Consider the following 11319-nt stretch of genomic DNA (forward strand, 5'->3'; position numbering starts at 1 on the left):
CCAAACAGGAGTGGCAGATGAGTAACACCTTCGAATTCGATGCGGCCGCGGCGAGCAAAGCCGCGGCGGCGCTTGACGGCATCGCCGACCGGCTCACCACCGAACTGACCGCTGTGGCACCGGCGCTGCACGTCGCACCGGCCGGTACCGAGGAGGTGTCGGTGCGCGCCGCGAATACGGCCAACGGTGTCGCCGACGACTACCTGACCGGCGCCGAGGCGGGTGCGCACGAGATGACCAAACTCGCCGCCACCCTGCGCGCGCAGGTGAGCGAGTTCGACCAGATGGAAACCGACAACACCAGCGGCTTCAACGGATAATGATCGAACCACCGCAGCCCGGCTTCACCGGAGTGGTGTGGGAGGCGCGCGAGCCGGACAAGCTCGCCACCGACCTCACCACCGGTGCCGGACCGATGCCGATGGCCGACGCGGCCGCCGCCTGGACGCGGCTCGCCGCGGCCTTCGGCGCGGCCGTGCTCGACTACGAGCAGGTGCTGCAGAGCTTGCGTGGTTCCTGGAAGTCCGGGAGCAGCGAGCTCGTGTGGGAACGGATCTCGACGCTGCGCGAGTGGTTACTCGAGACCGCGGCGGCCGCGACCGCCAACGCGGCCAGGATGCAGGCCCAGGTCCTCGCCTACGAGGTGGCGACCATTGCCATGCCCAATACCGCCGACCTCGCCGCGATCACGGCGATGCAGCAGGCGCTGGAACAGGTCGGCACCGCCCTCGGTGCGCCGATCAAGGCGATCGCGGCGCAGACCGACGCCGACGCCGATGTGGCCAAAGCCGTTGCCTCCCGGGTGATGCGCAGCTACGAGGCGGCCACCGAACCGCTGGCGACGCCGTGGTTGCACGCACCGCCGCCGTCGATCGCCCCGGAAGCCCCGCTGACCGGCGAGAAGTCGGGTCAGAGTACGGCTCCGACAACGAGTGCCGTGGCGATGCCCGGGATCGGCGCGATCGGCCTCGGCATGCTGCCGTCGATGCCGGCTCCGATCCAAACTGCTTACCGTGCACCGACTTTCGTTCAGTCGGCGACCACGGCAGCTGCCATGACACAGGCGGCGCCGGTCACGACAACACCGGCCGGACAGTCCGCACCGCTCGTCCCCGGTGCGATGGCGCAAGGCGGGGGCCAGGATTCGGCATCCCGTTTCCCGCGCGCCGGCCTCGCCTACGAGGAGTCCGACCAGTTGGTCGCCGAAGGCGAGATCCAGGCCGCGCCCGCGGTGCTCGGTGTCGCCGAGCGCGCCGCTGCGCCGACCACCGCCACCGCCCCCGCGGAGGGACGGCCATGACCACGCTCACCAACGACGCGCTGCTCGCCGTCGCCGACCGGCTCGGTGTGCAGACCCTGCCGCTGGTGCTCGCCGTCGGCCCGCAACAGGACACCTTCGACGCCTGGCGCGCGGCCCGCGACACCGCGGTCGCCGAACTCACCGCCACCGGCATCTTCGACGCCTACGGCGATGTCGAGCCCGAACTGGCAGGCGCACTGCACACCTTGGCCCAACCCGACGCCGAACTCGTCGCGCGTGGCTACGGCGACGACCGACGGCGAATCTGCCTGGCGCGGCGCGGTTCCGGTCACGCCAGCGCGGTACGCACCGGCGAGACCTTCGAGATCGCCACCGACACCATCGACGGATCCGACCGCGAACTCGCCCGCCTGCTCCTCGCCGCGCTGCCGACCTGCGCGCCGGCCGAGGTAGCCCCGGCGAGTGTCGCGGCCGACGACCTGGCCGCGCGTCTCGACGCGGCCGACACAACTTCCCAGTACGTGGATGCGATGTATGCGCTCGGAATCGACGCGCACTCCGCGACCGTGCTCGGCGCGGCCTTCGGCACCTGCCATGGCTACACCGAGATCGTCGCCGTCGTCCACCACGACGGGCTGACCACCCGAGCCCCTGGCGCGGTCGCGGTGTACGACACCGCGCGCGGCCGGATCGTCGTAGCGCCGATGACGGCGCCCGACGGGCAGCTGTGGTCCACCATCTCGCCGGGCACCGATCACCGCCTCACCCAGGCAATCGGTGCGCTCCTCGAGGGGCTTCCCGGTGGGGGGTGGCGGCCTGACTAAGCCATCTCTCGTTTCAACCATCAAGTAGGAAAGGTTCGGCACATGCCCCCTCAGGGACCAGTAGGTGTAGAAGCCGGCGGCGTAGACGGCGTCGTCTCCAAGCTCGAAGGCAGCATCAACAACCTCCGCACGTCGGTCGGCCAGATCGACGACGCGGCCCAGGCCGTGCTCCGCGGCTGGAAGGGTGACGCCTCCGACGAGTTCGTGAAGGTCGCCCAGGCCTGGCACGACGAGTCCGATGCACTGAACAAGAAGTTCGACCGGCTCACCGAGGCGGTCAGCTCCGGTAAGTCCACCCTGGTGAACATGGACGGCCAAGGCCTGTCCGGTGGTGGTTCCACCGGCGGTAGCGCCAACCTCACCAACCTCTGATCATCGCGACACGAACAGGATTCGAGCTATGACCATTCTTTATGATCCCGCGGCGATGAACGAACTGTTCAGCGACCTGCAGACCTACGGCGGGAAGATGAAGGGCGAAATCGACGAACTCGAAGGCGCCGCTACGGATTTCCGCAACAACCTGCAGGGTGACCAGGCGATCTCGACCTTCGACACCGCCCACAAGAACGTCACCACCGAGCTGACCGACACCCTCGACAAGCTCGACAGGCTCGCCGCTCAGGTCGAGTCCGCGCTCAACCGCGCCCTCGAAGCCGACGGCAAGGTCGGCGACGGTTTCGCTGATTTCTAGGAGCTGAGCTTCTGGAGCGCTGGCGCGCTCGAGCGCGGCCCCCTTGGGGCCACCCGAAAAACGGGGCGGGACTCGTGCCTTCGGCACATTGTCCCGCCCCGTTTACGCCTGTGTTGATCGGAGCGCTGGCGCGCTCGAGGCGGGGCCCTTCGGGCCCCTGATCTTCCCTCCCTCCGGGTACTCCTTCGTCGCACCCTCCACTCAGTCCAGATCAGGGCGGGCCCCGCCCTTCTCGCTAAGTGCTCAGCTTGAACTCAGCGGGCCGCGAGTGATTCGCCGATGTAGTGCATTTCGTCGGGGGTGGTCACCATCGACACCGTTGCACTGCCCGCGCTGGTTCGGACCGTGATCCGGTTCGGGGCGTGGGGGTCCTGGATGAGGGTTACGTCGGGCTGTAGCGCGTCCGGATCGCGTTCGGTGGCACGGACTTCGACGAAGGTCGCGCCGCCGAGGTGGGTTGTGGGGGCGATGCCGTCGAACACCAGGACGGTTGTGGTCGGGTACGGGGCGGCGGGGACCGGCGGTGGGCCGGGGGGTGCCTGCGGGGTGGCGCCTGCCGCTCGTGGTGCGATCGAAAGCAGCTGGGGGGTAGCCAGATTGGCGACCATCGAGTGCCATGCCTGGGGGCGTGTGGTGTGTACGACGGCGTGGGCGCCGAGCGCGGTGGCCCGCAGGACCACCTGCTGGGCCAGGTCGAGATTGCCGATCACATCGACATGGCGGGTGCCGGCGCCGATCAGTGGCACCGCGATGCCCTGGCCGCGTTCGTCGGCGCCGATCAGCTGGCCGCAGCCGGTGGTCGGCACGGCGATGTCGGTGAGCGCGGTGAGGGTGCCGCGGTAGCCGTCACGGCCGCCGAGGTCGTCGGCGGCACCGATGGGCAAGGTATCGAGCAGGATTCGGCGCTGGCTGCCGGGGAGTTCGCGCAGCCCGTCGATCGGCGCCTTCTCGTACGGCTCCGTCGAATCGAAGCGGACGACCGCATTGAGTACCACGGTCCCCGCCTTGTCGCCCGCGCGGCCGATCCGGCCCGCGCCGGGGTGCAGGCGCAGGGTGACGGTGGTCGAGAGCGTGGGCAGCGACCAGATCTCGGCCAGTCCGTTGGTGCCGATCATCGGCGCGGTGAGCTGATAGTGCGTCAGATGCCTGCCGAACTCGGACTCGAGGCCGTGCGCCGACTCGGTCAGCCGCAGCGGGTCGAAGCCGTAGGCCAGTTCGCGCACCGCGCTGTTCATCTCGGTCGCGGTGAGCACCGCGGCGTCGATGCCATGGGCAGCCAGCCGATTCGCGACCCGGCGGGTGGCGATGATCATGGTGCGCAACGCACCGGTCGCACCGCCGCCGCGCTTGTCCACCGCGGTCGCGTTGGCCACGGGGTCAAGGCGCAGCACGAGCCAGCAGGTGCGGTGCGCGATGGCGGGCAGCGGGCCGAGAATCCGGTTGTACAGCTGGGCGGCCGCGCCGGTGCCCGCGGTGCGCGCGCCGGTGGAGATGACGTCGATGCTCACCAGACCCACATCGAATTGCTCCAGGCAGCGCGCCACTTCGGTGAGCGGCAGCAACTGGTCGGCACTGAGCGAGCCGCGCCTGAGCAGGGTGAGGGTGTCCGGTGGCGGGTCGATCCGCAGCATGGTGAGCAGCAGATCGCCGTCCCAGCGCACTCCGCAGCCGCCGCCCTCCGGCAGCGGAACGTCGAACGCGGGCGCCCGGTCGAGGGTGTCGGCGCGGCCGCGAAGGCGACGTCCCAGCCAGTCACCGATGCGGACCGCCGGTGGCCGTCGCCGGATCGGCACGAGTCCGATCACCAGCACCGCCGCGGCCCCGCCGATCGCGCCGTACACCGAATCCGTTGTCGCCAGCACGATCCAGGCCACGATCGCCGCGAGGATCGCCGTCGGCACACACGCACGCAACGGGTACATCCGGAACAACCAGAATTCCGGGTCACGCAGAGTGTCGTAGACGTGTGCGCTGCCGGTTTGCCCGGCGTTCATTCTCTCGTTCAAAGCCGTTGTCCCCGCTTGGCATACGTCGAATCATGGTGAAGGACAAGTTCCGGATTTACGGTACCGTGTCCGACGAGATGGTGATCAACTCAGCAATGGAGTCCCTGTGCCGGCACAGCTGACAACCAAAGCCCAGGTCAATGGTTATCGCTTTCTGCTACGCAGGCTCGACCATGCTCTGGTCCGCCGTGACGTGCGCATGTTGCACGATCCGATGAGGTCGCAGAGCCGGTCCCTGATGGTCGGCGCGGTTCTCGGCCTGATCATCGTGGCAGGCGCGGCCATCCTCGGCTTTCTGAAACCACAGGGTGCGATCGGTGACGCGCTGATCGTCACCGGGAAGCAGAGCGGCGCCATGTATGTGGTCGTCGAGGCGAAAGAGGGCGAGAAGACCCTCCACCCGGTGCTCAATCTGGCCTCGGCGCGGCTCATCGCCGGTGACGCCCAGTCACCGAAATCGGTGAAGGACGACAAGCTCGGTTCGATGCCGCGCGGTCCGCTGCTCGGCATACCCGGCGCCCCGGCGGCCATGCCGGGTTCCAAGCAGGGCTCCAGCTCGAATTGGACGCTGTGCGAGACCACGAAGCTCTCGGCCTCCGGCAGTGCGTCCGGCGCTGGTGGTGGGCTCACCACCACCATCGTCGGCAAGCCGGAGACCGGTGACCGGATCGGTGCCGTCGGTGCCGATGACGCCATGCTGATGCGGCACGACAACAAGACCTTCCTCGTGTACAAGGGGTCACGAGCCGAGGTGGACCCGAACAACTCGGTGCTCGCCCGCACCCTCGGCCTGACCGGCCAGCAGGTCCGCCCGATCGGCAGTGCGGTGCTCGGTGCGACCACCCAGGCCCCGCCGCTCGCCGTGCCGACCATCGACCGCGCGGGCGAACCCGGCCCGGGCAAACTGGCGAATGTGCCGATCGGCGGCATCATCTCGGTGGCAGGCGTCGGCGCCGCGGGCGAGGAGACCATGTACGTGGTGTTGGCCGACGGTGTGCAGCGCGTCTCGCAGTTCACCGCCGACCTGTTGCGCAACGCCGATTCGCGGGGCATGCGCGAGATCGCCGAGCTGGCACCGGATGTGCTCGACCGGATGCCGATACTGCACACCCTGCCGATCGACGCCTTCCCCGAACACAAGCCGCGCATCCTGTCCGCCGAGGACGCACCCGTGGCCTGTGTGTACTGGGCCAAGGATCCCGGCGAGGCCACCGCGCAGGGCAAATCGGTGGACGGGCCGACCGAACGCGCCACCGTGACACTGCTCGCCGGAACGAAACTGCCGCTGGCCGATTCGGCCGAACCGGTGACGCTGGCGACCGCCGACGGTTCGGGTGACCGCATGGACGCGGTGTACCTGGCGCCGACAACCGGTGAATACGTACAGGTCACCGGGGTCGAGCCGGGTAGTTTGCGGCGAGAATCGCTGTTCTACGTGGCCGACAACGGAATTCGCTACGGCATTCCCGACGCCGCGACCGCCGCGGTGCTCGGCCTCGGTGCCAAGCCGAAGCTCGCACCGTGGTCGATCATCGGCAAACTCGTACCGGGCCCGACCCTGTCCGCGAAAGACGCGCTCACCAGCTACGATTCGCTGCCATCGGCCACCAAGTAGCCGAAAAGAACGGGTCAGGGCGCACTTTCGCGCCCTGACCCGGTTCAGCTCAGCGTCGGAATCTGTCCGATATTGAGGGTCGCGACGATTCCGGCGAGCGCGGTGCGCATGTCCGACTCCTCGATGCGCATCAGCACGTCGTCGTCGACCTCGGCCAGATCCAGCCCCTCGGTATTGGCGAGCCGGAACTCGCGTTCCTCTTCGGCCGACTCGATCACGTTGCGGATGAAGCGACCATTGCCCGCGAGGTCGACACCGCGTCGCGGTTGCCCGCTCTGATCGGTGCTCTCCAGGTTGTAGAGGTAGTCGCAGGTCTCGATGAGCGTGGCCAACGACTCAGGCGACAGCTGCGAATCCCGGCTGCTCGCCACGATTTCACCGATCTGCCCGAGCTCTTCGGCGGTGTAGGACGGGAACTGCAGCCGCTTGGCGAAGCGCGAGGCCAAGCCGTCGTTGGCGGCCAGCAACCGGTCGATCTCGCCGTCGTAGCCGGCGATGATCACCACGAGCCGATCGCGGTCGTTCTCCATCCGCGCCAGCAACGTGTCCACCGCCTCGCGACCGAACGCGTCACCGCCCGACAGTCCGGTCTGGATCAGCGTGTAGGCCTCGTCGATGAACAGCACGCCGTCCATCGCGCTGTCGATCAGCTTCTCGGACTTGATCGCGGTGCCGCCGAGGTTCTGACTCACGAAGTCGACACGCTTGGCCTCGACCACCTTGTCGGTCTTCAACAGTCCGACACCGCAATAGATCTTGGCGACCACCCGCGCGATGGTGGTCTTACCGGTACCGGGCGGACCGGTGAAAGCCAGGTGCTGGCCCCTGGACTGACTCGAAAGGCCTTTGCCCGCACGGATTTTGGCCAGCTGCGCCGAGGACTGCAGCTTGGCCACCTGGTTCTTCACCGAGGCGAGCCCGACCTGCTTGTCGAGTTGTGCGCGTGCCTCGGCGAGCACGGTCTTCGCCCGGTCCTCGGCGGCGGCCTCGTTCATCGAGGCCAGCGTCGGCGCGGAGGTGGGGTCCCACTTGTCGGTGCGCGCGTCGATCACCTCGCGGCTGGTGACCACGATCCGGAAGGTGCGGTCACGCATCGCCGTGGTGTTGGCGGCGAAATCGGGCAGCTGCGAGTAGACCTGCTCGAACAGCTTCTGTGCCTCGGCCTCGTTACCCGATTCCCGCAGGCACAGGCCACGGTTGTACATGGCGGTGAACTTGGCCGACGGAATCGGGCCTGCCTCAGCCTGTTCCATCCGCCGGATCGCCTCGCCGAACAATCCCAGCTGCGCGCACGCGGTGCCGACCATCACATTCGCGCCGGTGGCCAGGTAGGGGTCCTTCCAGCTTTCCGAACCGGCCAGCACGGTCATCACATCCGACCAGCGCTGCGTGTTGTAGTGCAGGATGCCGCGGATGTAGGCGCTGATCCGGTCGTCGATCTGTTTGTCGGGATCGTCGACCCGGCCTTCGCGCAGTTTCGCCAGTTCGTCGAGCACCTGCTCGGCCTGGTCGTAGTCGGTGTCGGCGATCAGCTGCGCTGCCCAGGCCAGCCAGATCTCGGTGAGCCCGGCCAGCGGGTAGTCGATGTAGAGCCCGGGCAGGAAGCGCCCGGCCATCGCGCGCGGGGCGAGACCGATCCGGCGCTGCTCGCGACCGAGCGAATCTCCGCTGGTGCGATGCAGATTGAACAGCACCTCCTTGGTCACCTCGCCCGCGGCCGCGCGGCCGAGCCACGCGTCGCACATCGACGAATCCCATTCCGTCGCGCGCTGGAACGCCAGCTTCGCGTACTCCTGATCACGCGCGGATTCCTGACCGTCGATGGACAGACCGAGCGAAAGGACGCCCGCGTCGAAGGCGCGCTGAGCCTGGCGAATGTCTGGCATGTGTTGTCGGACCCCGAAATCTTCGTCTGGTGGACAGCTGGTGTTCAATCCGGCGGAAAAGACTTCCATCGCGCCGGTTTGCCCTGTCCGTTAGATTAGGTAACGCTGCCGTGTGGTCGCAACGGAAGTAGTCAGCTACGACTGAGAGTTCATCACTGGTGTCGACGTTGTTAGGCAATGAGCCCGAACTATGCCGAGTTTCAGTGATCGGGGGTGATACGCAGCTCGACATAGGTCTGCCCGCCACGGTGCCGATCGCCGGATTCATCGGTGATCTGGTGGCGTTGATCCGTTCGAGGGATCCGCGCCTGCCCGACGGCGACGAGGACTCCGCCCCGGTCCGTGCCCAGCACTGGACGCTGGCGCGGCTCGGGCAGGACCCCCTCGCGCCAAGTCGCACGCTCACCGAGGCCGAGGTCTACGACGGTGAGTTGCTGGTGCTGAGCCCGGTGACCCGCAAGGAGTCGCCCGCGCTGTTCGACGATGTGATCGATGCCGTATCCCGGCTCACCGCAGGCGAATTCCGCGGTTGGTCCGGATCGGCGGCCCGCTGGACCGGGCTGGTGCTCGCGACCGTTTCGATCATCGCCGCACTCGCGCTGCTGATCGTCTCGCGCGCCGAAAGCGATCCGCTCGCCCCCGCCCTTGCGCTGCTCGGCACCGGGATCGCGGCCTCGGCCGCGGCCGGGATCGCCGCGCGGAAATTCACGGATTCGGTTACCGCGAACTGGCTTTCGCTGGACGCGCTGCTGCTGTTGTTCGGCGGTGGCGCACTGGTGGTGCCCGGCCCGCTCGGCGCGGGCAGTCTGTTGCTCGGCAGCGTGGTGCTGCTGGTCGCGGCGGTGATCGGGTACCGGGTGACCGGCCTCGGCGCCGGATTGTTCGCGGCCGCCATCACCGTCAGCCTGTTCGGCGCGGTGGTCGGCGCGATCTATCTGATCTGGCATCCGGGGCTGGCCAAGCTGTTCGCGGGCGTGCTCGTGGCGGCGGTGATCCTGCTGTCGTCGGTGGCCCGGCTGGCCGCGGTGACGGCACGACTGCCGATTCCACCGGTGCCGACCGCGGGCGGGGCGATCGACCCCGCCGATCACGAGCAGCGCCCGACCATCGAGGGCGTGGGTGCCGTTGGTGCGATCGCGTTGCCGTCGGCGGCCGGGCTCGGCGAACGCGCCAGGGTCGCGAATCAGATCCAGACCGGTCTCGTCGTCGCCTGCGCGCTGGCAGCGCTGATCGGCGCCGTCGGTGCGGCAGATCCGTTCGGCACCTTCCACTCCGGTGGTGTCGCGCTGGCCACGGTCGCGGCGATCGTGCTGTGTCTGCGCGGTCGCTCCTACGCCGATCTGGTGCAGGCCGCCACGCTGATCACCGCGGGCGGGCTCACCCTGCTCGCGCTCGTGACCGGGCTCGGCCTCGGCCATGATTCGCTCGAATTCGTCGCGGTGGCAATGCTGTTGGTGATGGCGGGTGGTGTTGTCGGGTTCGGTGTCATCGGGCCCCATGTCGAAGTGACCCCGGTGACGCGGCGAATGATCGAGATCTTCGAGTACCTGTTGATCATCGCGATGATCCCGCTCGCGCTGTGGGTGATGGATGTGTACTCGACCGCCCGCAACATATGACCGGCGCAGCCATGCGCCGCGCGCTGCTGCGGTTGACCTGCGCGGTGACCGTACTCGGCACCGTCGCCGGATTTCCGATGCCCGCGAGTGCCATCGCCCCGCCGCGGATCGACCAGGGCGCGCTCGACGCCGCACTGGCGCTCAGCGGTAGACCGGCGCCGCTCGAGGCGACCGAACAGCGCGAACTGTGTGCCGAACCGGTACTGCGCGGCAACGCCCCGGTCGAACCGCCGATGGCACAGCAGGTCCTCGATCTGCCCTCGGCCTGGCAGTTCAGCCGGGGCGCCGGGCAGAAGGTGGCTGTGATCGACACCGGCGTCAACCGGCATCCGCGCCTGCCCGCGCTGCAGGCGGGCGGTGACTACGTGAGCGATTCCGACGGCACCGTCGACTGCGACGGCCACGGGACCTTGGTGGCAGGCATCATCGCCGCCCGCCCCTCACCCGACGACGCGTTCGTCGGTGTCGCCCCCGATGCGGAGATCCTGGCCATCCGCCAGCTCAGCCTCGCCTACGACCGCAAGGACCGGGGCGGTGCGGTCAAAGAGGACGGCGCGCTGCGCAGCGACGGCTACGGCAGTGTGCTCACCCTCGCCGGTGCGGTCGTGCGCGCGGTGGACATGGGCGCCACCGTGATCAACATCTCCGAAGTAGCTTGCACCGCAGCTGGTTCCAACACCGCCGACGGTGCGCTCGGCGCGGCCGTGAAGTACGCCTACGACCGCAATGTGGTGGTCGTAGCGGCGGCGGGGAATGTGGAGCAGGGCGGGCCGTGCGAGAACCAGAACGAGGGGTCCGGCTGGAGTTCGGTGACCACGGTCCCGTCCCCGGCGTGGTTCACCCCGTATGTGCTGTCGGTCGGTTCGGTCGATGCCGACGGTCAGCCCTCGGCGCTGTCACTGCGCGGGCCGTGGGTGGGGGCTGCCGCCATCGGCCGCAACATCGTGTCGCTGGACAGCAAGCCCGGCGGCACCGGCCTTGTCGACGGCGTACAGACGATGGAGGGTGTGCAGCCGGTCGACGGAACCAGTTTCGCCGCACCGTATGTCGCCGGGCTGGCCGCGCTGATCCGGTCACGCTTTCCGGAACTGACCGCCCAGCAGGTGATCGACCGGATCACCCGCACCGCGCACGCACCGGGTCGCGGCCGCGACGATGCCATCGGCGCCGGTCTGATCGACCCGCTCGCGGCGCTCACCGCACCGCTGTCCGGCGAGCAGCCGAGCACGGGCGCCGATGTCGGTCATCCGATCGCGCAACCCTATGTGGCGCCGGACCCGGATCAACGACCGCGCCAGGTCGCGATCGCCGGATCGCTGTTTCTGTTGGGCGCCTTGGGAATCGGCGCCGCGTTCGGGTTCCCGTTCCGTCGGCGCGGTGTCGATCTCAATCGGGAATTCGAGGAGTAGAGGGT

10 protein-coding genes are annotated in these 11319 nt (G+C 68.4%); 8 read left to right on the forward strand and 2 right to left on the reverse strand.

The features are described 5' to 3' along the window. Nucleotides 1-17 precede the first annotated feature (17 nt). The 5 genes from ACFWUP_RS17990 to ACFWUP_RS18010 are packed head-to-tail and all read left to right on the forward strand — an operon-like array spanning nucleotide 18 to nucleotide 2779. A complete protein-coding gene (locus ACFWUP_RS17990; RefSeq protein ID WP_379235575.1) occupies nucleotides 18-320 on the forward strand; it encodes a PE family protein in 303 nt (100 codons plus the stop codon). Beyond that, nucleotides 320-1300 carry a PPE domain-containing protein gene (locus ACFWUP_RS17995; protein ID WP_379235577.1) on the forward strand — a complete coding sequence of 327 codons (981 nt, stop codon included), beginning with the start codon at nucleotides 320-322 and terminating at the stop codon, nucleotides 1298-1300. Before ACFWUP_RS17990 ends, ACFWUP_RS17995 begins: the two co-directional genes overlap by 1 nt. Then, nucleotides 1297-2085, forward strand: a complete 789-nt coding sequence (locus ACFWUP_RS18000; RefSeq protein WP_379235579.1) for an ESX secretion-associated protein EspG — start codon at nucleotides 1297-1299, stop codon at nucleotides 2083-2085. The genes ACFWUP_RS17995 and ACFWUP_RS18000 overlap by 4 nt, the downstream gene beginning before the upstream one ends. 42 nt (nucleotides 2086-2127) lie before the next feature. Next, complete coding sequence (locus ACFWUP_RS18005) at nucleotides 2128-2457, forward strand: WXG100 family type VII secretion target (RefSeq protein WP_379235581.1); 330 nt, start codon at nucleotides 2128-2130, stop codon at nucleotides 2455-2457. A 28-nt stretch (nucleotides 2458-2485) separates the two neighbouring features. Further along, entirely contained in the window at nucleotides 2486-2779 is a 294-nt protein-coding gene (locus ACFWUP_RS18010) for a WXG100 family type VII secretion target (protein WP_379235583.1), read from the forward strand. A 254-nt stretch (nucleotides 2780-3033) separates the two neighbouring features. Here ACFWUP_RS18010 and eccE read toward each other — a convergent pair whose 3' ends face one another. After that, nucleotides 3034-4773 (reverse strand): type VII secretion protein EccE, encoded by a 1740-nt coding sequence (eccE, locus tag ACFWUP_RS18015; protein WP_379235585.1) that lies wholly within the window; start codon nucleotides 4771-4773, stop codon nucleotides 3034-3036. Nucleotides 4774-4891: 118 nt separating this feature from the next. Here eccE and eccB point away from each other — a divergent pair, with 118 nt between their 5' ends. Next, nucleotides 4892-6400 carry a type VII secretion protein EccB gene (eccB, locus tag ACFWUP_RS18020; RefSeq protein ID WP_379235587.1) on the forward strand — a complete coding sequence of 503 codons (1509 nt, stop codon included), beginning with the start codon at nucleotides 4892-4894 and terminating at the stop codon, nucleotides 6398-6400. A 44-nt stretch (nucleotides 6401-6444) separates the two neighbouring features. Here eccB and eccA read toward each other — a convergent pair whose 3' ends face one another. After that, the gene (eccA, locus tag ACFWUP_RS18025) at nucleotides 6445-8286 is read right to left on the reverse strand and encodes a type VII secretion AAA-ATPase EccA (protein ID WP_379235589.1); all 1842 of its coding nucleotides are present in this window, start codon (nucleotides 8284-8286) and stop codon (nucleotides 6445-6447) included. A 158-nt stretch (nucleotides 8287-8444) separates the two neighbouring features. On the opposite strand from eccA, the gene eccD reads away from it, so the two are divergent. Together eccD and mycP are read left to right on the forward strand one after the other, a co-directional pair. Further along, nucleotides 8445-9905 (forward strand): type VII secretion integral membrane protein EccD, encoded by a 1461-nt coding sequence (gene eccD / locus ACFWUP_RS18030; RefSeq protein WP_379235591.1) that lies wholly within the window; start codon nucleotides 8445-8447, stop codon nucleotides 9903-9905. Next, nucleotides 9902-11314, forward strand: coding sequence for a type VII secretion-associated serine protease mycosin (gene mycP / locus ACFWUP_RS18035; RefSeq protein WP_379235593.1), 1413 nt, complete (start codon nucleotides 9902-9904; stop codon nucleotides 11312-11314). Before eccD ends, mycP begins: the two co-directional genes overlap by 4 nt. The last annotated feature ends 5 nt before the right edge of the window (nucleotides 11315-11319 follow it).

The sequence above is a fragment of the Nocardia sp. NPDC058658 genome (genome assembly GCF_042716665.1).
GTDB lineage: Bacteria > Actinomycetota > Actinomycetes > Mycobacteriales > Mycobacteriaceae > Nocardia.

What these genes read in the sequence shown, in the direction of transcription:
- ACFWUP_RS17990 (WP_379235575.1), top strand. Translation starts at nt 18, where the DNA reads ATGAGTAACACCTTCGAATTCGATGCGGCCGCGGCGAGCAAAGCCGCG.
- ACFWUP_RS17995 (WP_379235577.1), top strand. Translation starts at nt 320, where the DNA reads ATGATCGAACCACCGCAGCCCGGCTTCACCGGAGTGGTGTGGGAGGCG.
- ACFWUP_RS18000 (WP_379235579.1), top strand. Translation starts at nt 1,297, where the DNA reads ATGACCACGCTCACCAACGACGCGCTGCTCGCCGTCGCCGACCGGCTC.
- ACFWUP_RS18005 (WP_379235581.1), top strand. Translation starts at nt 2,128, where the DNA reads ATGCCCCCTCAGGGACCAGTAGGTGTAGAAGCCGGCGGCGTAGACGGC.
- ACFWUP_RS18010 (WP_379235583.1), top strand. Translation starts at nt 2,486, where the DNA reads ATGACCATTCTTTATGATCCCGCGGCGATGAACGAACTGTTCAGCGAC.
- eccE (WP_379235585.1), bottom strand. Translation starts at nt 4,773, where the DNA reads ATGAACGCCGGGCAAACCGGCAGCGCACACGTCTACGACACTCTGCGT.
- eccA (WP_379235589.1), bottom strand. Translation starts at nt 8,286, where the DNA reads ATGCCAGACATTCGCCAGGCTCAGCGCGCCTTCGACGCGGGCGTCCTT.
- mycP (WP_379235593.1), top strand. Translation starts at nt 9,902, where the DNA reads ATGACCGGCGCAGCCATGCGCCGCGCGCTGCTGCGGTTGACCTGCGCG.